The following is a 21,434-nucleotide window of genomic DNA, read 5'->3' as shown; positions in this document are numbered from 1 at the left end:
TTTCATGACCACCCGCACCCCGCTGATGGCGGGCAACTGGAAGATGAACCTCAACCACCTCGAGGCCATCGCACACGTCCAGAAGCTCTCCTTCGCCCTGGCCGACAAGGACTACGACGCCGTCGAGGTCGCCGTCCTGCCGCCCTTCACCGACCTGCGCTCCGTGCAGACGCTGGTCGACGGCGACAAGCTGAAGATCAAGTACGGCGCCCAGGACATCTCGGCGCACGACTCCGGCGCGTACACCGGTGAGATCTCCGGCCCGATGCTCGCCAAGCTGAAGTGCACCTATGTCGCCGTCGGACACAGCGAGCGCCGCCAGTACCACGCCGAGACCGACGAGGTCTGCAACGCCAAGGTGAAGGCCGCGTACAAGCACGGCCTGACCCCGATCCTCTGCGTCGGCGAGGGCCTGGACATCCGCAAGGCCGGCGAGCAGGTCGCCTACACGCTCGCCCAGCTGGACGGCGCGCTGAAGGACGTCCCGGCCGAGCAGGCCGAGTCCATCGTGATCGCCTACGAGCCGGTCTGGGCCATCGGCACCGGCGAGGTCGCCACCCCCGACGACGCGCAGGAGGTCTGCGGTGCGATCCGCGGCCGCCTCGCCGAGCTGTACTCGCAGGAGCTGGCCGACGCGGTCCGCATCCAGTACGGCGGCTCGGTCAAGTCCGGCAACGTCGCCGCGATCATGGCGCAGCCCGATGTGGACGGCGCGCTGATCGGTGGCGCCGCCCTGGACACCGACGAGTTCGTCAAGATCGTCCGCTTCCGCGACCAGTGAGTATGCGGTAGCGCGGATCCGTCGTACCCTTGCGGGGGCCGAGGAGGGCACAGCCTCCCGGCCCCCGTTGTTCGCATACGCAGTCCAGGAATTCCGGAAAGTAGGGACCAGCCGTGATTTTGGCGTTCGAGATCGCCCTGATCGTCTTCAGCCTGCTGCTGATGCTGCTGGTGCTGATGCACAAGGGAAAGGGCGGCGGTCTCTCCGACATGTTCGGTGGCGGCATGCAGTCGTCCGTCGGTGGCTCCTCGGTCGCCGAGCGCAACCTCGACCGGATCACCGTCGTGGTCGGTCTGGGCTGGTTCGCATGCATTGTGGTGCTTGGTCTGCTCATCAAGCTTGACAACTGACCCGTCGTAAGCGATTCCTGTGAGGGTGTAACTCCAATCACTGGACGCGCGTTGGGCCTTACGTAGACTGGGGCATCTTCGAGCACCATCACGCAGGGAGTTACGACCGTGGCAAGTGGCAACGCGATCCGGGGAAGCCGGGTCGGAGCGGGGCCGATGGGGGAGGCCGAGCGCGGCGAGTCCGCGCCACGCGCCCGCATCTCCTTCTGGTGCTCGAACGGGCACGAGACGCAGCCGAGCTTCGCCCATGACGCGCAGGTACCGGAGACCTGGGACTGCCCGCGCTGCGGTTTCCCGGCCGGCCAGGACCGTGACAGCCCGCCGGACCCCCCGCGCACCGAGCCGTACAAGACGCACCTCGCGTACGTCCGCGAGCGGCGCAGCGACGAGGACGGCGAGGCCATTCTCGCCGAGGCCCTCGCGAAACTCCGCGGCGAGATCTAGACGTTGTTCACCGGCCGGACACCCCCAGGGTGCCCGGCCGGAATGCTTCCGCCGTGCCGCAGCCCGCCGCCGTCCCGTCCGTCCACCTGATCAATTAGGTTGGAGGGGCAGCGGGGAACTGCGGTGACGAGGAGAAGTGGGCTGATGTCCGGGATGAACGCACAAAGTCGAACCAGGCTCAACCAGATGCCGGAATGGACCGCGCTGGGAAAGCACCGTGAGCAGCTCGGGACGACCCATCTGCGCGAGCTGTTCGCGGACGATCCGGAGCGCGGCACCGGATACACGCTGCGGGTCGGCGACCTGTACGTCGACTACTCCAAGCAGCTGGTCACCGATGAGACGCTCCGGCTGCTCCGCGAGCTCGCCGGGGCCACCGGGGTCGCCGGGCTGCGGGACGCGATGTTCCGCGGCGAAAAGATCAACACCACCGAGGACCGCGCCGTCCTGCACACCGCGCTGCGCGCCCCGCGCGACGCCGTGATCGAGGTCGACGGCGAGAACGTGGTGCCCGCGGTGCACGCGGTGCTCGACAAGATGGCCGCCTTCTCGGAGCGCGTCAGGTCGGGCGAGTGGACCGGGCACACCGGCAAGCCGATCAGATGCATCGTCAACATCGGCATCGGCGGCTCCGACCTCGGCCCCGCGATGGCGTACGAGGCGCTGCGCTCCTTCACGGACCGCTCGCTCACCGTCCGCTTCGTCTCCAACGTCGACGGCGCCGACCTCCACGAGGCCGTGCACGACCTCGACCCGGCCGAGACGCTCTTCGTCATCGCGTCGAAGACCTTCACCACGATCGAGACGATCACCAACGCCACCTCTGCCCGCGACTGGCTGCTGACCGGGCTGGGGGCCGGTCAGGACGCGGTTGCCAAGCACTTCGTGGCGCTGTCGACGAACGGCGAGAAGGTCGCGGACTTCGGCATCGACACCGCGAACATGTTCGAGTTCTGGGACTGGGTCGGCGGCCGCTACTCGTACGACTCCGCCATCGGCCTCTCGCTGATGATCGCCATCGGCCCGGACCGGTTCCGCGAGATGCTCGACGGCTTCCACCTCGTCGACGAGCACTTCCGCACCGCCCCGGCCGAGGAGAACGCCCCGCTGCTGCTGGGTCTGCTCGGTGTCTGGTACGGCGCGTTCTTCGACGCCCAGTCGCACGCCGTGCTGCCCTACAGCCACTACCTGTCCAAGTTCACCGCGTACCTCCAGCAGCTGGACATGGAGTCCAACGGCAAGTCGGTGGACCGGGACGGCAATCCGGTGGACTGGCAGACCGGACCGGTCGTCTGGGGCACCCCCGGCACCAACGGGCAGCACGCCTACTACCAGCTGATCCACCAGAGCACGAAGGTCATCCCGGCCGACTTCATCGGCTTCGCCGAGCCGGTCGAGGGTCTGCTGCCCGGCCTGGTCGCCCAGCACGATCTGCTGATGGCCAACTTCTTCGCCCAGACCCAGGCGCTGGCCTTCGGCAAGACACCGGACGAGGTGCGCGCCGAGGGCGTCGCCGAGGAGCTGGTGCCGCACAAGACGTTCCGTGGTAACCACCCGACGACGACGATCCTCGCCGACCGGCTGACGCCTTCGGTGCTCGGCCAGCTGATCGCGCTGTACGAGCACAAGGTCTTCGTCCAGGGCGCGATCTGGAACATCGACTCCTTCGACCAGTGGGGTGTCGAACTCGGCAAGGTCCTCGCCAAGAAGATCGAGCCGGTGCTGACCCAGGGCGAGGGCGCCGAGCAGCTGGACAGCTCGACCGCCGCGCTCGTCGCCGCGTACCGCGAGCGCAGGGGGCGCTGAACCCATGCCCACGGGGGAGGGGGCAGTCCGGCTGCGGCCACCGGTCAACACGCTGGACCCCCGGGTCGTCGGCTGGTGGCGGACCCGGTGGCTGCTGCTGACCGCCGGTCCGGTGGTGGTCCTGGCCGTGCTGGGCGTGTTCCTCACGTCGGCCCGGTTCTGGCTGCTGCTCTGTGCCGCGGTCCTGGCGGCCGTCGGCGCCGGCTGCGCCGTCCTGCTCCCCCTGTGGTGGTTCCGCACCCATCGCTGGGAGGTCACCGACGAGGCGGTGTACGTCCGTACGGGGGTGCTGTGGCAGGAGTGGCGGATCGCGCCGATGTCCCGGATCCAGACCGTGGACACCGTGCGCGGCCCCCTCGAACAGCTCTGCCGGCTCGCCACGGTCACCGTCACCACCGCCTCGGCCAAGGGCGCGGTCCGGATCGAGGGCCTCGACCACGAGCTGGCGGCCGAGCTCGCCGAGCGGCTGACCCGGATCACCCAGGGCACCCCCGGGGACGCCACATGAGCACGGCGGACACCGCCCCGGACGAAGCCTCGCTGGACGAGAGGCGCGCTGGCGGTCCTGCCACTCCCGCCGACTGGCGGCGGCTCGACCGGCGCACGGTCCTGCTCGCCGCTCTCGTCACCGCGGGCGTGGCGGCCGGTGCCGCCGTGCCGACCACGCTCGCGCTCTCCGGGCGCCTCGGGTCCGGCCCCGCCGTCGCCTGGGTACTGACGGGCGCAGTCCTGCTGATCGCCTCCGGCGCGGGCGGCGACTACGTACGCTGGCGCCGCACCCGGTACCGCGTCGGCGCCGACCGGGTCGAACTCCACACCGGCCTGCTGCTGGTCAAGAAGCGCTCGCTGGCCCGCGAACGCATCCGGAGCGTCGACCTCACCGCCCATCCGCTCCAGCGCGTACTCGGGCTCGTCACCGTCCGGATCGGCACCGGTGAGCACACCGGCGGCGAATCCGCCCTGGAGCTCGACCCGGTCCTGCGGGCCGAGGGCGAACGGCTGCGCCGCGCACTCCTGGAGCGGGGCCTGGCCGCCACCTCGGGCAGCCACCGCGAGGGCGAGCTGGTCTCCCTCGACCCGCGCTGGATCCGCTACGCGCCGGTCTCGTTCGTCGCGCCCGCGCTCGGCGGCGCGGCGGCCGGGGCCGTGCTGCAGGTCAGCGACTGGTTCGGGGCGCAGGGTCGGGTGATCGAATGGGTCGGCGACCGCTACCGGGACACCTCCCTGCTCTCGGTGATCGCGCTCCTCGCCGTCGCCGGGGTGCTCGCCGGGGTCGTCGGCGCGCTGGGCCTCTGGGTCGAGATGTGGTGGAACTACCGCCTCGAACGCGAACCCGGCGGCACCCTGCGCATCCGGCGCGGCCTGCTCACCTCCCGGTCCGTCTCCATCGAGGAGCGCAGGCTGCGCGGGGTCGACCTCGTCGAGCCGCTCGGCGTCCGGCTGCTGGGCGCCGCCCGGGTCGACGCCATCACCACCGGACTGGCCAAGGACGACGAGGAGCAGCACGACGACCACAACACCCTGCTGCCCGCCGCGCCCCGGCCGGTCGCCGGTGCCGTCGCCGCCGCCGTGCTGCGCGAGACCACGTCCCCGACCGGCGCCCCGCTGACCGCGCACCCCGCCGCCGCCCGCGGCCGGCGGCTGCGCCGGGCGCTCTGGGTGGTCCTCGCCCCGGTCCTCGTCCTCGCGCTGCTCGGCGCCCTGCTGACGCCCGTTCTGCTCTGGATCGCGCTCGGCTGCGCGGTCGTGGGACTGCCCGCCGGGGTGCTGCTGGCCCGGGACGCCTACCGCGGTCTCGGACACGCGCTCAGCGGCGCGTACCTGGTGACCCGCTCGGGCGCCCTGCGCCGCTCCACCGCGGCGCTGGAACGGGCCGGGGTGATCGGCTGGACGGTGCGCCAGTCGTACTTCCAGCGGCGGGCCGGGCTGCTGAACATCACCGCCACGACGGCCGCCGGAGCGAGCGCCTACACGGTGTACGACGCGGACGCGGCCGAGGGGCTGGACTTCGCCTCCGAGGCCGTCCAGGGCCTGCTGGAGCCCTTTCTGGAGCGGGTCCCGCCGGGGGAGTGAGCCCCGGCCGGGCTCGGTGCCGACGGGCGCCGACTTCCGGAAGGCCGCTGCGCGCCGTACGTCCGAGGCGCCCGCCGCCACGGTCCCGGTGCGCGGGGGCGAGCCGTTCACGCCGCAGGCCCGGCCGCTCCGAGGAGCGAACCGGGCCTGCGGGTCATGCCACTGACGGCCGATCAGGCGGAAGCCGGCGGATAGAGGGCGCGCGGCAGCTGCGAGGCCGCCGCCGCGTCCAGCAGCCACAGCGTGCGGCTGCGTCCGTACGCACCCGCCGCCGGGGCCTGGATCTCCCCGGCACCCGACAGGGCGATGGCCGCGGCCTCCGCCTTGTCCTCGCCCGCCGCGAGCAGCCACACCTCGCGGGCCGCCCGGATGGCGGGCAGCGTGAGCGTGACCCGGACGGGCGGCGGCTTGGGGGCCCCGTGCACACCGACGACGGTGCGCTCGGTCTCCCGTACCGCGGGCAGCTCGGGGAAGAGCGAGGCGACATGCGTGTCCGGGCCGACGCCCAGCATCAGCACGTCGAACACCGGCACCGGACCGTGGTCCTCCGGACCGGCCGCGGCGGCCAGCTCGGCGGCGTACGCGGCCGCGGCGGCCTCGACGTCCCGGCCGTGCGGGCCGTCCGACGCGGGCATCGCGTGCACCCGGGACGGGTCCAGCGGCACCGAGTCCAGCAGGGACTTGCGGGCCTGCGTGACATTGCGCTCCGGATCGCCCTCCGGCAGGAACCGCTCGTCGCCCCACCACAGGTCGAGCCGCGACCAGTCGACCGCGTCCCGGGCGGGCGCCTCGGCGAGCGCGGCCAGCAGGCCGTTGCCGTTGCGCCCGCCGGTGAGCACGACCGAGGCGTGACCGCGTGAGGCCTGGGCGTCCACGACCTTCGTGATCAGCCGGGCCGCCGCGGCCTGCGCCATCAGCTCCTTGTCGCGGTGCACGACGAGCTGGGGGACGACGCTCACTTCGACGCCGCCTTCTTCGCCGCCGTCTTCTTGGCGGCGGGAGCGGCGGACGCGCCGTCCGGCTTCTCGGCCGCGGCGGCCTTGGGCGCGGCTGCCTCCCCGAGCCGTTGCACGCCGAACTTCACCGAGGACGCATAGGTGTTGTCCGGGTCGAGCCGGCGCAGTTCCTCGGCCAGCAGCTCCGCGGTCTCCCGGCGCTTGAGCGCCACCGCGCGGTCCGGCTGCCCCACCATGGAGAGCGTGGCCAGCGAACCGTCGGCCCGGTCCAGCACGATCGTGCCGTTCTTGGTCTCCATCCGGACGGCCGTCAGACCCGGGCCGCCCGACAGGGTGCGCTCCACCGGCACCAGGAGCCGGTCCGCGAGCCACATGGCCAGCAGCTCGCAGCTCGGGTTCTCGGACTCGCCCTCGACCGATGCCGAGACGACGTCCACGGACTGCTGGTCCAGCGCGGCCGCCAGCATCGAGCGCCACGGCGTGATCCGGGTCCAGGCCAGATCGGTGTCGCCGGGGGTGTACGACTTCGCGCGCACCGCCAGTTCGGCGCTCGGGTGCTCCGCCGAGTACGCGTCCGTGATCCGGCGCTGGGCGAGCGCGCCCAGCGGGTCCTTCGCCGGATCGGCGGGCGCCGCCTCCGGCCACCAGACCACGACCGGCGCGTCCGGCAGCAGCAGCGGCAGGACCACCGACTGCGCGTGGTTGGCCAGTTCGCCGTGGAGCCGCAGCACCACGGTCTCGCCGGTGCCCGCGTCGGAGCCGACCCGGACCTCGGCGTCCAGCCGCGCGTCGCGCCGGCTGCGCGGCGAACGGCTGACCCGCTTGATCACCGCGATGATCCGCGAGGGGTGCTCGCGCGAGGCGTCGCCCGCCGACTTGAGGGCGTCGTAGGCGTTTTCCTCGTCGGTGACGATGACCAGCGTGAGGACCATGCCGATCGCCGGGGTGCCGATGGCACGACGGGCCGACACGAGCGCCTGGTTGATCTTGCTGGAAGTGGTTTCCGTGAGATCGATCTTCATGGCCGGCGCCAGCTCCGTCCGTCTCGTGCGAGCATCTCGTCGGCCTCGGCCGGGCCCCAGGTGCCCGATGAGTACTGCGCGGGCTTGCCGTGCTTGTCCCAGTACTCCTCGATCGGGTCGAGGATGTCCCAGGAGAGTTCGACCTCCTGGTGGCGGGGGAAGAGGTTGGCGTCGCCGAGCAGCACATCGAGGATGAGCCGCTCGTACGCCTCCGGGCTGGACTCGGTGAAGGACTCGCCGTAGGCGAAGTCCATCGTGACGTCCCTGACCTCCATCGAGGTGCCGGGCACCTTGGAGCCGAACCGCACGGTCACGCCCTCGTCCGGCTGGACCCGGATGACCAGGGCGTTGCTGCCCAGCTCCTCGGTCGCCCCGGACTCGAAGGGCAGGTACGGGGCGCGCTTGAAGACGATCGCGATCTCGGTGACCCGGCGGCCGAGCCGCTTTCCGGTACGGAGGTAGAACGGCACACCCGCCCAGCGGCGGTTGTTGATCGTCAGCTTGATCGCGGCGAAGGTGTCGGTCTTCGACTTGGGGTCGATACCGTCCTCCTCCAGGTAGCCGAGGACTTCCTCGCCGCCCTGCCACGCGTGCGCGTACTGGCCGCGCACGGTGTGCTTGCCGAGGTCGTCCGGCAGCTCGACGGCCGTGAGGACCTTGAGCTTCTCGGCCACCAGCGCCTTCGGGTGGAAGGAGCCGGGCTCCTCCATCGCGGTCAGCGCCAGCAGCTGGAGCAGGTGGTTCTGGATGACGTCCCGGGCGGCGCCGATGCCGTCGTAGTAGCCGGCCCGGCCGCCGATGCCGATGTCCTCGGCCATCGTGATCTGGACGTGGTCGACGTAGCTCCGGTTCCAGATCGGCTCGAACATCGTGTTGGCGAACCGCAGCGCCAGGATGTTCTGGACCGTCTCCTTGCCCAGGTAGTGGTCGATCCGGAAGACCTCGTTGGGCGGGAACACGTCGTGCACGAGATGGTTGAGCTCCTGCGCGCTCTTCAGGTCGTGGCCGAAGGGCTTCTCGATGACGGCACGCCGCCAGGAGCCCTCCTTCTGGTCGGCCAGGCCGTGCTTCTTGAGCTGCTGGACGACCTTGGGGAAGAACTTCGGCGGCACGGAGAGGTAGAAGGCGAAGTTGCCGCCCGTCCCCTGTGCCTTGTCGAGTTCCTGGATGGTCGCCTTCAGGGTCTCGAAGGCGTCGTCGTCGTCGAAGTTGCCCTGGACGAAGCGCATCCCCTGGATGAGCTGCTGCCAGACCTCTTCACGGAACGGGGTACGGGCGTGCTGCTTGACGGCGTCGTGGACCTCCTGGGCGAAGTCCTCGTCCTGCCATTCGCGGCGCGCGAAGCCGATGAGCGAGAAGCCCGGCGGCAGCAGGCCGCGATTGGCCAGGTCATAGACGGCGGGCATCAGCTTTTTACGGGACAAATCGCCCGTGACGCCAAAGATGACCAGGCCCGACGGCCCCGCGATGCGCGGGAGCCGTCGGTCCTGGGCGTCACGGAGCGGGTTGGCTCCGGGAACACCAGACAAAGTGGTCAGCCCTCCGAAGGGGCGAGGCGCTTGAGTTCCGCCTCTGTCGAGTTGAGCAGGTCGATCCAGGACGCCTCGAACTTCTCGACACCCTCGTCCTCAAGGAGCTGGACGACGTCGTCGTACGAGACACCGAGCCCGTTGACGGCATCGAGCTCGGCGCGGGCCTGCTCGTAGGTGCCGGCGATGGTGTTGCCGGTGATCTGCCCGTGGTCCGCGGTGGCGTCCAGGGTGGCCTCGGGCATGGTGTTCACCGTGCCGGGGGCCACCAGGTCGTCCACGTACAGGGTGTCCTTGTACGCGGGGTCCTTCACACCGGTGGAGGCCCACAGCGGACGCTGCTTGTTGGCGTGCGCCTTGTCCAGCGCCGCCCAGCGGTCCGAGGAGAAGACCTCCTCGAACGCCTGGTAGGCGAGCCGGGCGTTGGCGAGAGCGGCCTTGCCCTTCAGCGCCTTGGCCTCGTCGGTGCCGAGCGCGTCGAGCCGCTTGTCGATCTCGGAGTCGACACGGGAGACGAAGAACGAGGCCACCGAGTAGATCTTGGAGAGGTCCAGGCCCGTGGCCTTCGCCTTCTCCAGGCCCGCCAGGTAGGCGTCCATGACCTCGCGGTAACGCTCCAGCGAGAAGATCAGCGTGACATTGACGCTGATGCCCTTGCCGATGACCTCGGTGATCGCCGGCAGGCCGGCCTTCGTCGCCGGGATCTTGATGAGCGTGTTCGGCCGGTCCACCAGCCAGGCCAGCTGCTTGGCCTCGGCGACGGTGGCATCCGTGTGGTGCGCCAGACGCGGGTCGACCTCGATGGAGACCCGGCCGTCCTGGCCGTCCGTGCTGTCGAAGACCGGACGCAGGATGTCGGCGGCGTCACGGACGTCCGCCGTCGTGATCATGCGGATGGCCTCGTCGACCGTGACCTTGCGGGTGGCGAGGTCGGTGAGCTGCTGCTCGTAACCGTCGCCGTGCGAAATCGCCTTCTGGAAGATCGAAGGGTTGGTGGTGACACCCACCACGTGCTGCTGGTCGATCAGCTCGGCGAGGTTGCCCGAGGTGATCCGCTTGCGCGACAGGTCATCGAGCCAGATCGCCACGCCCTCGTCGGAGAGGCGCTTGAGTGCGTCTGTCATGAGAATTGCATCTCCTACTAGTCGTATAACGGCGTCAGCGCGCGGCGGCCGCGAGAGATTCCCGCGCGGCGGCGGCAACGTGCTCGGCGGTGAAGCCGAACTCGCGGAAGAGGACCTTCGCGTCGGCCGAGGCACCGAAGTGCTCCAGCGAGACGATCCGGCCCGCGTCCCCGACGTACCGGTACCAGGTCAGCGCGATGCCCGCCTCGACGGCCACACGGGCCTTCACGGACGGCGGCAGGACGCTGTCCTTGTACGCCTGGTCCTGCTCCTCGAACCACTCGACACACGGCATCGAGACCACCCGGGTCGGGATGCCGGCCGCCTGCAGCTCCTCGCGCGCCCCGACGGCGAGCTGTACCTCGGAACCGGTAGCGATGAGGAGGAGCTGGGGCGCTGCGCTCTGCCCGTCGGGCGTCTCCGCGTCGAAGATCACGTAGCCGCCCTTGGCCGCGTTCTCGTTCGCCTCGTACGTCGGCACGCCCTGACGGGTCAGTGCCAGGCCGTGCGGGGCGCCCTTGCCGAACACCTTGGTGTAGCGGCGCAGGATCTCGCGCCAGACGATCGCGGTCTCGTTGGCGTCGGCCGGGCGGACGACGTTCAGGCCCGGGATGGCGCGCAGCGAGGCCAGGTGCTCCACCGGCTGGTGGGTCGGGCCGTCCTCGCCGAGACCGACAGAGTCGTGCGTCCACACGTAGGTCACCGGCGCGTGCATCAGCGCGGACAGGCGCACGGCGTTGCGCATGTAGTCGGAGAACACCAGGAAGGTGCCGCCGTAGATGCGGGTGTTGCCGTGCAGCGCGATGCCGTTCATGGCGGCGGCCATCGCGTGCTCGCGGATGCCGAAGTGGATCGTGCGCCCGTACGGGTCCGCGCCCGGCAGCGGATTGCCCGCCGGCAGGAACGACGACGTCTTGTCGATCGTGGTGTTGTTCGAGCCCGCGAGGTCGGCCGAGCCGCCCCACAGCTCGGGGACGATCTCGCCCAGTGCCTGGAGCACCTTGCCGGAGGCGGCGCGGGTGGCGACACCCTTGCCGGCCTCGAAGACCGGGAGCTTGTCCTCCCAGCCCTTGGGCAGCTCGCCCGCGCGGATGCGGTCGAACTCGGCGGCGCGCTCCGGGTTCGCGGTGCGCCAGGCGGCGAAGGCCTTCTCCCACTCGGCCTTGGTCTCACGACCGCGGTCCAGCGCCTCACGGGTGTGCGCGATGACCTCGTCGGCGACCTGGAAGGACTTCTCCGGGTCGAAGCCGAGGACCTTCTTGGTCGCGGCGACCTCGTCGGCGCCGAGGGCCGAGCCGTGCGCGGCCCCGGTGTTCTGGGCGTTCGGAGCGGGCCAGGCGATGATCGAGCGGGCCGCGATGAACGACGGGCGGGTGGTCTCGGCCTTCGCGGCCTGGAGCGCCTCGTACAGACCCGCCGGGTCCAGGTCACCGCTGGGCAGCTGCGCGACACGCTGGACGTGCCAGCCGTAGGCCTCGTAGCGCTTCAGGGTGTCCTCGGAGACCGCGGTCTCCGTGTCGCCCTCGATGGAGATGTGGTTGTCGTCCCACAGGAGGACCAGGTTGCCCAGCTTCTGGTGCCCGGCCAGCGAGGACGCCTCCGCGGAGATGCCCTCCTGGAGGCAGCCGTCGCCGGCGACGGCCCAGATCATGTGGTCGAACGGCGAGGTGCCGGGGGCCGCCTCGGGGTCGAACAGGCCGCGCTCGTAGCGGGAGGCCATGGCCATGCCCACGGCGTTGGCGACACCCTGGCCCAGCGGGCCGGTGGTCGTCTCCACGCCCGTGGTGTGGCCGTACTCCGGGTGGCCCGGAGTCTTCGAGCCCCAGGTGCGGAAGGCTTCGAGGTCCTCCAGCTCCAGGCCGTACCCGGCCAGGTAGAGCTGGATGTACAGGGTCAGGCTGCTGTGGCCCACCGAGAGCACGAACCGGTCACGACCGGTCCACTCCGCGTCGGCGGGGTCGTGCCGCATCACCTTCTGGAAGAGGGTGTACGCGGCGGGAGCCAGGCTCATGGCCGTACCCGGGTGGCCGTTTCCGACCTTCTGTACGGCGTCCGCGGCGAGAACGCGGACAGTGTCCACGGCCCGCTGGTCCAATTCGGTCCACTGGAGGTCTGTGGTGGTCGGCTTGGTGCTCACCCTGAGTCAGGGCTCCTCTCCACTGTTGTAAACCGGTGGCTGTGACCGCACCGGGCGTTGTCGAGCCTACCCCCGTCGCAACCCGCGATTTCCGGGTAATCCCAGGGTGCGGGCGACCCACCGGATTCGCCTCCCGTATGAGCGCGCGGGCTCACCGATGTGCCACTCCGATGAGCGCGGGGACCCACTCCTGAGGCACTGCGAAGAGCGTGCCGGAACACCCCTGCGCGCGTCCTCCGGGTGCCCGGGATTCCCGCTGTGTCACCCGGATGAGCCAAGCCCTCCACGCAGGTGCCGCAACGGTCCTCCGCGCCACATCAACACGACGCCACCCCCGCGAAGAGCGGCATGTCCCCAACGTCTACAGTGGACTGGTTCGCGCAAGTCTTTACCGGGCCCTCACGCCCGGAGCTTGCTGGGATTTCTCTGTCAGGGGTGTGCGTGACGGCCGTCGAGTCCCGACCCGCAGGGGTCGCCTTGACTCCGAGCCCAGGGGGCCATCGCCCATTCGGGGCCCGTGTCAAGGCATTCGTGGCACTGACCAAGCCTCGGATCATCGAGCTGTTGCTGATCACCACTGTTCCGGTGATGTTCCTGGCCGCTCAGGGTGTACCCGACCTGTGGCTCGTGCTCACTACCACCATCGGCGGCTACCTGTCCGCCGGCGGTGCCAATGCACTGAACATGTACATCGACCGCGACATCGACGCGTTGATGGACCGTACGTCGCAGCGACCGCTGGTCACCGGCATGGTGAGCCCGCGCGAGTGCCTGGCCTTCGGTATCGCCCTCGCGGTGATCTCGACGGTCTGGTTCGGGCTGCTGGTGAACTGGCTGTCGGCGGCGCTGTCGCTCGGCGCCCTGCTCTTCTACGTCGTCGTGTACACGATGCTGCTGAAGCGCCGCACCTCGCAGAACATCGTCTGGGGCGGTATCGCGGGCTGCATGCCGGTCCTCATCGGCTGGTCGGCCGTGACGAATTCGATGTCCTGGGCCGCGGTGATCCTCTTCGCCGTCATCTTCTTCTGGACGCCGCCGCACTACTGGCCGCTCTCCATGAAGGTGAGGGACGACTACGCCCGGGTCGGCGTCCCGATGCTTCCGGTCGTTGCCACCAATCGGGTGGTTGCCCGCCAGATCGTGCTCTACAGCTGGGTCATGGTCATCGTCTCGCTGCTGCTGACCCCGCTGGGCTACACCGGCTGGTTCTACACGGTTGTGGCCGTGCTCACCGGTGGCTTCTGGCTCTGGGAGGCACACGGCCTGCAGAGCCGGGCCAAGGCCGGAGCGGCCGGGGCCAAGCTCAAGGAGATGCGGCTGTTCCACTGGTCGATCACCTATGTGTCGCTGCTGTTCGTCGCCGTCGCCGTGGACCCCTTCCTGAGGTAGTCCGCTCCTTCGGCCTCCGCCGGCGGGCGGGGTGCGTGGCCCACGCCACGTGCCCCGCCCGTCGCCAGTTGATCTACCCGTCGGTAGCATCCTGTCCATGGCAGAGACGGCTGAGACCCAGCAGGTGGACGGCAAGCAGGCGGCGCGCGCGGAGCGCAGGGCGGCGCGGCTCGCCAAGCAGATCGGCGCCTTCGCGAAGGCCCACGGCGGCGCCGAGGGGCAGCTCGCCTACATCGGACAGACGGGCACCCGCATCGTCCTGGTCGGCGAGGACGGCGGCTGGGGCGATCTGGTCGCCCCGTCGTACGCGGTCGCCGAGAGCGCCGCGCGGAAGTCCGGGATCACGATGCACGAGTCCTTCGACGGCGAGTTCGCCGCCAAGGTGCGCACCGGTCCGTACGAGTGGACGCGGATGGCCGGCATCCAGATCGGCGGCCCGGCCAACAAGGCCTAGGGCCGAGCAGGCCGAACAGAACGGCCGACCCGGCGCACGGCGGCCGGTGGACCTCGTTGCGGGCGGCCGGCCGCGCATGGCTCCGGCACCGGCCGGAGCCGCGCCGCCCCCGGTCCGTCCCGGCGACGCCCTCGCCGACGCCGGCGGTCCGCAGGAGTGCGCGCCGACGGTACGCGGCACCTCCGACCACGGCGACGCCTGGGCCCCGGCCCTGGCAACGGGCGGCCGACGGCACCGAGTCCGCCGACTGCCCCGGCTTCCGGCCCGGCCGGGACATCCGCTCCGAGGGGGACCGCACCGCGGCCGGAGCGTTGCTCACCCCTGATCGCGCAACACCTACCGGCGCTACCGCCCCGCCACCGGCCCGGGCGCGCTGAACAAGCCGGCCCGCAGCCGGGTCCCGGTGTGCTCGGTGCCGGTCGTCCCCGGCACGGCCGCGGCCCCGGCGGAAGCTGAAGGCGGCTCTCCGCAACGACACCACCACCGTCGCCGCCGTGGTGCGCCTCTCGCCGCGCGACCGGCACACCGGTGAGCGGGCGCCGCCTGCCGTTCGCGTGCCGGCGGCGGCTCAGGCTGTCGCGGGCTCCGGCTGCGTGGCCGCCGGGCCGGACACCTGGGCGACGTCCACCGGCCGCTCGCGCTGCGACAGCAGGACGCGCACCACACCGATCCACACCAGGCACGAGCCGAACATGTGCAGCCCGACCAGGATCTCCGGCGTGTCCGTGAAGTACTGGACGTAACCGATCACGCCCTGCGCCATCAGGATCAGGAAGAGGTCCCGGGCGCGGTGCAGCGGGCCGATGGGCGCGTCGACGGCCTTCAGGACGAACCAGAGCGCAACGGTCAGCGCCACCACGACCCAGGCGAGATCGGCGTGCAGCTGCGCGATCATCTTCCAGTCGATCGGGATGCGGTGGACGTCGCTGGAGTCACCGGCGTGCCGGCCGGCCCCGGTGACCACGGTGCCGACCGCGATCAGCAGCCCGGCCGCCACCACCAGCAGCCAGGTCAGCTGCGAGACCGCCTTGCCGACCAGCGGGCGCGGCCGGGTGTCGCCCTCCCGGACGCGCTGCCAGGTCAGCAGGGCGAGGGTGAGGAGCGCGGTGGAGAGCAGGAAGTGCGCGGCGACGGTGTACGGGTTGAGGCCGACCAGCACGACGATGCCGCCGAGGACGGCGTTGCCCATGACCACCCAGAACTGCGCCCAGCCGAGCCGGGTGACGCTGCGCCGCCACGGCTTCGCGGACCGGGCGGCGATGATCGCCCACCCGACCGCCGCGCACAGGACGTACGTCAGCATCCGGTTGCCGAACTCGATGACGCCGTGGAAGCCCATGGCGCTCGTCGCCGTCAGGCTCTCGTCGGTGCACTTGGGCCAGGTCGGGCAGCCGAGACCGGAACCGGTCAGCCGCACCGCACCGCCGGTGACGACGATGGCGACGGCCATCACGACGGCCGACATCGCCGCACGGCGCACCGTCCGGGGGGACGGCGTCCAGCGTTCGGCGATGTACTGGAGCGGGTTTCGCACGGCTTGAGCGACTTCGGCTCGGGTCAGCTTGGGCACGCGCACCATCGTAGGCGGCCGCTTGTGCAAGCTTTCACGAGGGGGACGAGTTACCCGAAACGTCTACGGAGCGCATCCGGCGGCTCACGGACCCGGTATCACTCCCAGCGGAAGAACCGTGCCGCCGCGCCCAGGCCCAGCGCCGCCCAGACGGCCAGGATGCCGAGGTCGCCCCACGGCATCGCCGCACCGTGCTGGAGCACGTCCCGCAGGCCGTCGGACAGGGCGGCGATCGGCAGCAGCCCCAGCACGGACTGGACCGCGTCCGGGAACTTGTCCAGCGGCACGATGACCCCGCCGCCGACCAGCAGCAGCAGGAAGACCAGGTTGGCGGCGGCAAGGGTCGCCTCCGCCTTCAGCGTCCCGGCCATCAGCAGGCCGAGCCCGGAGAACGCGGCGGTGCCGAGGACGAGCAGCAGCAGGACGGCGAACGGGTTGCCGTGCGGCGACCAGCCCAGCGCGAAGGCGATCACCGTCAGCAGCACCACCTGGAGCACCTCGGTGACCAGCACGGCCAGGGTCTTGGCGGTCATCAGTGCCCAGCGGGGCAGCGGGGACGCGCCGAGCCGCTTGAGCACCCCGTAGCGCCGCTCGAAGCCGGTGGCGATGGCCTGGCCGGTGAAGGCCGTGGACATCACGGCGAGCGCGAGGACGCCGGGGGTCAGGAAGTCGACCGACTCGCCCGAGCCGGTGTCCACGATGTCGACCGCGCTGAACAGCACCAGCAGCAGTGTCGGGATGACCACCGTCAGCAGCAGCTGCTCGCCGTTGCGCAGCAGCATCCGCGTCTCCAGCGCGGTCTGCGCGGCGATCATGCGGGGCAGCGGGGCGGCGCCCGGCCGGGGGGTGTACGTACCGGCGCTCATGCGCGCAGCTCCTTGCCGGTCAGTTCCAGGAAGACGTCCTCCAGGGTGTGGCGCTCGACGGAGATGCCGGAGGGCATCACGCCGTTCTGCGCGCACCAGGACGTGACGGTGGCCAGCAGCTGCGGGTCGACCTGGCCGCTGATGCGGTACGCGCCCGTGCTGAGCTCGACCGCCTCCGAACCGTCGGGCAGCGCCTTCAGCAGGGAGCCGAGATCGAGACCGGGGCGGCCGGTGAAGCGCAGCGTGTTCTCGGCGCCGCCGCGGCAGAGCGTCTCCGGGCTGCCCTGGGCGATGAGCCGGCCCGCGTCGATGATCGCGACGTCGTCGGCGAGCTCCTCGGCCTCGTCCATGAAGTGGGTGGTGAGCACGACGGAGACGCCGTCGGTGCGCAGTTCCCGTACGAGGTCCCAGGTGGAGCGGCGGGCCTGCGGGTCCAGGCCCGCGGTCGGCTCGTCGAGGAAGACCAGCTCGGGGCGGCCGACGACGGCCATCGCGAGGGCGAGCCGCTGCTGCTGGCCGCCGGAGAGTCGCCGGTAGGTGGTGCGGCCGCAGCCGCCCAGGCCCAGGCGCTCGATCAGGGCGTCCACGTCCAGTGGGTGGGCGTGGAGTTTCGCCATGTGGCGGAGCATCTCGTCGGCGCGTGCGCCGGAGTAGACGCCGCCGGACTGGAGCATCACGCCGATCCGGGGGCGCAGCCGCGCCGCGTCGGTGACGGGGTCGAGGCCGAGGACCCGGACCGTCCCCTCATCCGGACGGCGGTACCCCTCGCAGGTCTCGATCGTGGTGGTCTTCCCGGCGCCGTTGGGGCCGAGGACCGCGGTGACCGCGCCGGCGCCCATGCACAGGTCGAGGCCGTCCACCGCCGTCCTGTCGCCGTACCGCTTCACCAGGCCACGGACCTGGACAGCCGGGCCGGACGGGGGTGGGGCGGGCTCGCTCTTCATGGGCGGTAAGTCTAGGCAGCCGCCGTCCGGGTTCCCGTCCCGGGGCTGGGCAGGCACTCCCCCGGGCTCTCGGCTTCGATCGGGCGGGGGAGACCCCGTCCGGCTCAGTCCTCCGCCCTGCGGCTGCACGCACCCAATCCCGCTCCTCCGCCCGCCCCCATGGCCGATCGGTCTTGATTAGGTAACCCTAAGTGATCGATTCCACGGTAGATCGTTTCGGACCGTGGTTGTCAGGGCCGGATGAATTACGCAACAATGGCGTTGTGAAATACGTTGGCGAGGCTCCGCAGGAGGAACTCGCGACCGGTGAGCGTTCGACGCGCAACCGGATCGCGCGCTCCGTCCTGGACCACGGCCCGTCCACCGCCGCCGATCTCGCGAAGCGCCTGGGTCTCACCCAGGCCGCCGTCCGCCGCCAGCTCGACGCCCTCGTCTCAGACGATGTCGTCGAGGCCCGCGAGCAGCGGGTGTACGGGGCGCGTACCCGAGGCCGTCCGGCCAAGGTGTTCGCCCTGACCGACTGCGGCCGGGACGCCTTCGACCAGTCCTACGACGCGCTGGCCGCGGACGCCCTGCGCTGGATCGCCGATACCTCGGGCGACGAAGCGGTCATGGCGTTCGCCCGTGCCAGGGTCGCCGACCAGTCGGCGGCCTACCGCGCGGCGATCGAGGCCTCGGATCCCGAGACCCGTACGGAGGCGTTGGCCAAGGCCTTGTCCGCCGACGGGTACGCTGCTACGGCGCGTAGCGCGCCGGGCCCGCAGCAGGGTGAGCAGCTGTGCCAGCACCACTGCCCGGTCGCACACGTCGCCGAGCAGTACCCGCAGCTGTGCGAGGCGGAGACAGAGATCTTCTCCAGCCTCCTGGGGACCCATGTGCAGCGTCTCGCCACCATCGCCCACGGCGACGGGGTGTGCACGACCTACATCCCGCGCAGCGGCCACCCCACCTCACAGACCACTGATTCAGCATCCACAAGCAAGTCCGGGAGGAACCCCGCATGACGCTCCCTACGGAGACTGCCCATCCTGAGCTCGATGGCCTGGGCACGTACGAATTCGGCTGGGCCGACTCCGACGCGGCAGGCGCGGCGGCCAAGCGCGGCCTCTCCGAGGCTGTCGTCCGCGACATCTCGGACAAGAAGAACGAGCCCGAGTGGATGCTGAAGCTGCGGCTCAAGGGCCTCAAGCTCTTCGGCAAGAAGCCCATGCCGAACTGGGGCTCGGACCTGTCGGGCATCGACTTCGACAACATCAAGTACTTCGTGCGCTCGACGGAGAAGCAGGCGGAGTCCTGGGAGGACCTGCCCGAGGACATCAAGAACACGTACGACAAGCTCGGTATCCCGGAGGCGGAGAAGCAGCGCCTCGTCGCCGGTGTCGCCGCGCAGTACGAGTCCGAGGTCGTCTACCACCAGATCAACGAGGAGCTGGAGGCGCAGGGTGTCATCTTCATGGACACCGACACCGCGCTGAAGGAGCACCCGGAGCTCTTCAAGGAGTACTTCGGCACCGTCATCCCCGTCGGTGACAACAAGTTCGCCTCGCTGAACTCGGCCGTGTGGTCCGGTGGCTCGTTCATCTACGTGCCGAAGGGCGTGCACGTCGAGATCCCGCTCCAGGCCTACTTCCGTATCAACACGGAGAACATGGGCCAGTTCGAGCGGACGCTGATCATCGTCGACGAGGACGCCTACGTCCACTACGTCGAGGGCTGCACCGCGCCGATCTACTCCTCGGACTCGCTGCACTCCGCGGTCGTCGAGATCATCGTGAAGAAGGGCGGCCGCTGCCGCTACACGACGATCCAGAACTGGTCGAACAACGTCTACAACCTGGTGACCAAGCGCGCCGTCGCCTACGAGGGCGCCACCATGGAGTGGGTCGACGGCAACATCGGCTCCAAGGTCACCATGAAGTACCCGGCCGTCTACCTGATGGGCGAGCACGCCAAGGGCGAGACTCTGTCCATCGCCTTCGCGGGCGAGGGCCAGCACCAGGACGCCGGCGCCAAGATGGTCCACATGGCCCCGAACACCTCGTCCAACATCGTCTCCAAGTCGGTGGCACGAGGCGGCGGCCGCACCTCCTACCGCGGTCTGATCGAGATCGGCGAGGGCGCGCCGGGCGCGAAGTCCAACGTCCTGTGCGACGCGCTGCTGGTCGACACGATCTCGCGCTCCGACACCTACCCCTACGTCGACGTCCGCGAGGACGATGTGTCGATGGGGCACGAGGCGACCGTCTCCAAGGTCTCCGAGGACCAGCTCTTCTACCTGATGAGCCGCGGCATGACCGAGTTCGAGGCGATGGCGATGATCGTGCGCGGTTTCGTCGAGCCGATCGCGAAGGAGCTCCCGATGGAGTACGCCCTTGAGCTCAACCGGCTGATCGAGCTGCAGATGGAGGGTTCGGTCGGCTAGTACACCGACGACCGAATCCCCCCGACATCTGTCTGACTGAGAAAGCGAGCACTACGACAGCCATGGCTGAGGCTCAGAACATTCCGGCGGGCTCCACCACCGCCGGCTCCATCGCGGTGGCCGCCGAGTCGACCGTCGCCACGCGCATGAGCGCCCCCCCGTCCTTCGACGTCGCGGACTTCCCGGTCCCGCACGGCCGCGAGGAGGAGTGGCGGTTCACGCCGCTGGAGCGGCTGCGCGGCCTGCACGACGGCACGGCCGTCGCCAACGGCGGCGGCGTGAAGGTCGCGATCGAGGCCCCCTCGGGCGTCACGGTCGAGACCGTCGGCCGCGACGACGCCCGGCTGGGCAAGGCCGGTACGCCGGTGGACCGGGTGGCCGCGCAGGCCTACTCGTCCTTCGAGCAGGCCTCCGTCGTCACGGTCGACAAGGAAGCCGTGCTCACCGAGCCGATCCGGATCGCGGTCCACGGCGAGGGCGGGGTGGCCTACGGCCACCAGGTCATCGTCCTGGGCGCCTTCGCCGAGGCCGTCGTCGTCATCGACCACACCGGTGACGCGGTGCTCGCCGCCAACGTCGACTACGTCCTGGGCGACGGTGCGAAGCTGACCGTCGTCTCCGTCCAGGACTGGGACGAGAAGGCCGTCCACGTCGGCCAGCACAACGCGCTGGTCGGCCGGGACGCCTCCTTCAAGTCCATCGTCGTCACCTTCGGCGGCGACGTCGTCCGCATCCACCCGCGGATCGCCTACGCGGGCCCCGGCGGCGAGGCCGAGCTCTTCGGCCTGTACTTCACCGACAAGGGCCAGCACCAGGAGCACCGCCTCCTGGTCGACCACAACGCCCCGCACTGCAAGTCCAACGTGGCCTACAAGGGCGCGCTGCAGGGCGAGGGCGCGCACGCCGTGTGGATCGGTGACGTCCTGATCCAGGCCAGTGCCGAGGGCACCGACACCTACGAGATGAACCGCAACCTGGTTCTCACCGACGGTGCGCGGGTCGACTCGGTGCCGAACCTGGAGATCGAGACCGGCGAGATCGTCGGCGCCGGCCACGCCTCCGCGACCGGCCGCTTCGACGACGAGCAGCTGTTCTACCTCCAGTCCCGCGGGATTCCCGCCGAGGAGGCCCGCCGCCTCGTCGTGCGCGGCTTCTTCGCCGAACTGGTGCAGCAGATCGGCCTGCCGGACGTCGAAGCCCGTCTCCTCGACAAGATCGAGACCGAGCTGAAGGCGTCGGTCTGATGGCCTTCGTCAAGGTGTGCGCGCTGAGCGAGCTGGAGGACGACACCCCCAAGCGGGTGGAGCTCGACGGCACGCCGGTGTCCGTCGTCCGCACCGAGGGCGAGGTGTTCGCGATCAACGACATCTGCTCGCACGCGAACGTCTCACTGTCCGAGGGCGAGGTCGAGGACTGCATGATCGAGTGCTGGCTGCACGGATCGAGCTTCGACCTGCGCACCGGCAAGCCGTCCGGCCTTCCCGCGACGCGCCCCGTCCCCGTATACCCCGTCAAGATCCAAGGGGACGATGTGCTCGTCTCCGTCACCCAGGAGACCTGAGTCACC

The 21,434-nt window shown here is 70.4% G+C and carries 20 protein-coding genes; 12 read left to right on the top strand and 8 right to left on the bottom strand.

Features of this window, described 5'->3' with window-relative positions; all coding sequences use genetic code 11:
- Positions 1–4: 4 nt before the first annotated feature.
- The 6 genes from tpiA to J1C73_RS06085 all read left to right on the top strand — a co-directional run bounded on the left by tpiA (position 5) and on the right by J1C73_RS06085 (position 5,454).
- Entirely contained in the window at positions 5–781 is a 777-nt protein-coding gene (gene tpiA / locus J1C73_RS06110) for a triose-phosphate isomerase (RefSeq protein WP_123469279.1), read from the top strand.
- 113 nt (positions 782–894) lie between these two features.
- Positions 895–1,131: a preprotein translocase subunit SecG gene (gene secG, locus J1C73_RS06105; RefSeq protein WP_072483071.1), complete on the top strand. Its 237-nt coding sequence runs from the start codon at positions 895–897 to the stop codon at positions 1,129–1,131.
- Between the two features lie 108 nt (positions 1,132–1,239).
- Complete coding sequence (locus J1C73_RS06100; RefSeq protein ID WP_078617917.1) at positions 1,240–1,575, top strand: RNA polymerase-binding protein RbpA; 336 nt, start codon at positions 1,240–1,242, stop codon at positions 1,573–1,575.
- Between the two features lie 153 nt (positions 1,576–1,728).
- Positions 1,729–3,381, top strand: coding sequence for a glucose-6-phosphate isomerase (pgi, locus tag J1C73_RS06095; RefSeq protein ID WP_207315428.1), 1,653 nt, complete (start codon positions 1,729–1,731; stop codon positions 3,379–3,381).
- Positions 3,382–3,385: 4 nt separating this feature from the next.
- Complete coding sequence (locus tag J1C73_RS06090) at positions 3,386–3,889, top strand: PH domain-containing protein (protein ID WP_207315424.1); 504 nt, start codon at positions 3,386–3,388, stop codon at positions 3,887–3,889.
- Positions 3,886–5,454, top strand: a complete 1,569-nt coding sequence (locus J1C73_RS06085; RefSeq protein WP_207315423.1) for a PH domain-containing protein — start codon at positions 3,886–3,888, stop codon at positions 5,452–5,454. Before J1C73_RS06090 ends, J1C73_RS06085 begins: the two co-directional genes overlap by 4 nt.
- Positions 5,455–5,627: 173 nt before the next feature.
- Here the strand turns inward: J1C73_RS06085 and pgl are convergent, their stop codons facing one another.
- Genes pgl through tkt form a run of 5 tightly spaced genes read right to left on the bottom strand, consistent with a single transcriptional unit; the run spans position 5,628 to position 12,222 of the window.
- A complete protein-coding gene (gene pgl, locus J1C73_RS06080) occupies positions 5,628–6,413 on the bottom strand; it encodes a 6-phosphogluconolactonase (protein ID WP_207315422.1) in 786 nt (261 codons plus the stop codon).
- Positions 6,410–7,432: a glucose-6-phosphate dehydrogenase assembly protein OpcA gene (gene opcA / locus J1C73_RS06075; protein WP_207315421.1), complete on the bottom strand. Its 1,023-nt coding sequence runs from the start codon at positions 7,430–7,432 to the stop codon at positions 6,410–6,412. Before opcA ends, pgl begins: the two co-directional genes overlap by 4 nt.
- A complete protein-coding gene (gene zwf / locus J1C73_RS06070) occupies positions 7,429–8,961 on the bottom strand; it encodes a glucose-6-phosphate dehydrogenase (protein WP_123469269.1) in 1,533 nt (510 codons plus the stop codon). The genes opcA and zwf overlap by 4 nt, the downstream gene beginning before the upstream one ends.
- Before the next feature lie 5 nt (positions 8,962–8,966).
- Positions 8,967–10,085 (bottom strand): transaldolase, encoded by a 1,119-nt coding sequence (tal, locus tag J1C73_RS06065; protein ID WP_123469267.1) that lies wholly within the window; start codon positions 10,083–10,085, stop codon positions 8,967–8,969.
- 34 nt (positions 10,086–10,119) lie between these two features.
- Positions 10,120–12,222: a transketolase gene (tkt, locus tag J1C73_RS06060; RefSeq protein WP_207315420.1), complete on the bottom strand. Its 2,103-nt coding sequence runs from the start codon at positions 12,220–12,222 to the stop codon at positions 10,120–10,122.
- A 435-nt stretch (positions 12,223–12,657) separates the two neighbouring features.
- Here tkt and J1C73_RS06055 point away from each other — a divergent pair, with 435 nt between their 5' ends.
- Both J1C73_RS06055 and J1C73_RS06050 read left to right on the top strand, forming a co-directional pair.
- Positions 12,658–13,611 carry a heme o synthase gene (locus J1C73_RS06055; protein ID WP_207315419.1) on the top strand — a complete coding sequence of 318 codons (954 nt, stop codon included), beginning with the start codon at positions 12,658–12,660 and terminating at the stop codon, positions 13,609–13,611.
- Between the two features lie 97 nt (positions 13,612–13,708).
- The gene (locus J1C73_RS06050) at positions 13,709–14,065 is read left to right on the top strand and encodes a hypothetical protein (RefSeq protein WP_123469261.1); all 357 of its coding nucleotides are present in this window, start codon (positions 13,709–13,711) and stop codon (positions 14,063–14,065) included.
- A gap of 568 nt (positions 14,066–14,633) precedes the next feature.
- On the opposite strand, the gene J1C73_RS06045 is transcribed toward J1C73_RS06050, so the two are convergent.
- The 3 genes from J1C73_RS06045 to J1C73_RS06035 all read right to left on the bottom strand — a co-directional run bounded on the left by J1C73_RS06045 (position 14,634) and on the right by J1C73_RS06035 (position 17,445).
- On the bottom strand, positions 14,634–15,644 hold the full coding sequence (locus J1C73_RS06045) for a COX15/CtaA family protein (protein WP_207315418.1): 1,011 nt from the start codon (positions 15,642–15,644) through the stop codon (positions 14,634–14,636).
- An 89-nt stretch (positions 15,645–15,733) separates the two neighbouring features.
- Positions 15,734–16,501: an ABC transporter permease gene (locus J1C73_RS06040; RefSeq protein WP_207315417.1), complete on the bottom strand. Its 768-nt coding sequence runs from the start codon at positions 16,499–16,501 to the stop codon at positions 15,734–15,736.
- Positions 16,498–17,445, bottom strand: a complete 948-nt coding sequence (locus J1C73_RS06035; protein WP_123469255.1) for an ABC transporter ATP-binding protein — start codon at positions 17,443–17,445, stop codon at positions 16,498–16,500. The genes J1C73_RS06040 and J1C73_RS06035 overlap by 4 nt, the downstream gene beginning before the upstream one ends.
- A gap of 263 nt (positions 17,446–17,708) precedes the next feature.
- Between J1C73_RS06035 and J1C73_RS06030 the strand changes: the two genes are divergently transcribed.
- The 4 genes from J1C73_RS06030 to J1C73_RS06015 all read left to right on the top strand — a co-directional run bounded on the left by J1C73_RS06030 (position 17,709) and on the right by J1C73_RS06015 (position 21,428).
- A complete protein-coding gene (locus J1C73_RS06030; protein ID WP_207315416.1) occupies positions 17,709–18,449 on the top strand; it encodes a helix-turn-helix transcriptional regulator in 741 nt (246 codons plus the stop codon).
- Positions 18,446–19,867: a Fe-S cluster assembly protein SufB gene (gene sufB, locus J1C73_RS06025; protein WP_123469251.1), complete on the top strand. Its 1,422-nt coding sequence runs from the start codon at positions 18,446–18,448 to the stop codon at positions 19,865–19,867. Before J1C73_RS06030 ends, sufB begins: the two co-directional genes overlap by 4 nt.
- Before the next feature lie 62 nt (positions 19,868–19,929).
- Positions 19,930–21,111 carry a Fe-S cluster assembly protein SufD gene (gene sufD / locus J1C73_RS06020; RefSeq protein WP_207315415.1) on the top strand — a complete coding sequence of 394 codons (1,182 nt, stop codon included), beginning with the start codon at positions 19,930–19,932 and terminating at the stop codon, positions 21,109–21,111.
- Positions 21,111–21,428 (top strand): bifunctional 3-phenylpropionate/cinnamic acid dioxygenase ferredoxin subunit, encoded by a 318-nt coding sequence (locus J1C73_RS06015; protein ID WP_123469247.1) that lies wholly within the window; start codon positions 21,111–21,113, stop codon positions 21,426–21,428. Before sufD ends, J1C73_RS06015 begins: the two co-directional genes overlap by 1 nt.
- Positions 21,429–21,434: the final 6 nt, after the last annotated feature.

Origin of the sequence: Streptomyces laculatispora (assembly GCF_017353455.1) — a bacterium.
In the GTDB taxonomy this organism is placed as follows: domain Bacteria; phylum Actinomycetota; class Actinomycetes; order Streptomycetales; family Streptomycetaceae; genus Streptomyces; species Streptomyces laculatispora.
This window is presented reverse-complemented; position numbering and strand designations above follow the sequence as displayed.

Bases quoted from the DNA above. Each gene is read 5' to 3' on its own strand.
- tpiA (WP_123469279.1), top strand. From the start codon at position 5: ATGACCACCCGCACCCCGCTGATGGCGGGCAACTGGAAGATGAACCTC.
- pgi (WP_207315428.1), top strand. From the start codon at position 1,729: ATGAACGCACAAAGTCGAACCAGGCTCAACCAGATGCCGGAATGGACC.
- J1C73_RS06090 (WP_207315424.1), top strand. From the start codon at position 3,386: ATGCCCACGGGGGAGGGGGCAGTCCGGCTGCGGCCACCGGTCAACACG.
- J1C73_RS06085 (WP_207315423.1), top strand. From the start codon at position 3,886: ATGAGCACGGCGGACACCGCCCCGGACGAAGCCTCGCTGGACGAGAGG.
- opcA (WP_207315421.1), bottom strand. From the start codon at position 7,432: ATGAAGATCGATCTCACGGAAACCACTTCCAGCAAGATCAACCAGGCG.
- tal (WP_123469267.1), bottom strand. From the start codon at position 10,085: ATGACAGACGCACTCAAGCGCCTCTCCGACGAGGGCGTGGCGATCTGG.
- J1C73_RS06050 (WP_123469261.1), top strand. From the start codon at position 13,709: ATGGCAGAGACGGCTGAGACCCAGCAGGTGGACGGCAAGCAGGCGGCG.
- J1C73_RS06045 (WP_207315418.1), bottom strand. From the start codon at position 15,644: ATGGTGCGCGTGCCCAAGCTGACCCGAGCCGAAGTCGCTCAAGCCGTG.
- J1C73_RS06040 (WP_207315417.1), bottom strand. From the start codon at position 16,501: ATGAGCGCCGGTACGTACACCCCCCGGCCGGGCGCCGCCCCGCTGCCC.
- J1C73_RS06035 (WP_123469255.1), bottom strand. From the start codon at position 17,445: ATGAAGAGCGAGCCCGCCCCACCCCCGTCCGGCCCGGCTGTCCAGGTC.
- sufB (WP_123469251.1), top strand. From the start codon at position 18,446: ATGACGCTCCCTACGGAGACTGCCCATCCTGAGCTCGATGGCCTGGGC.
- sufD (WP_207315415.1), top strand. From the start codon at position 19,930: ATGGCTGAGGCTCAGAACATTCCGGCGGGCTCCACCACCGCCGGCTCC.
- J1C73_RS06015 (WP_123469247.1), top strand. From the start codon at position 21,111: ATGGCCTTCGTCAAGGTGTGCGCGCTGAGCGAGCTGGAGGACGACACC.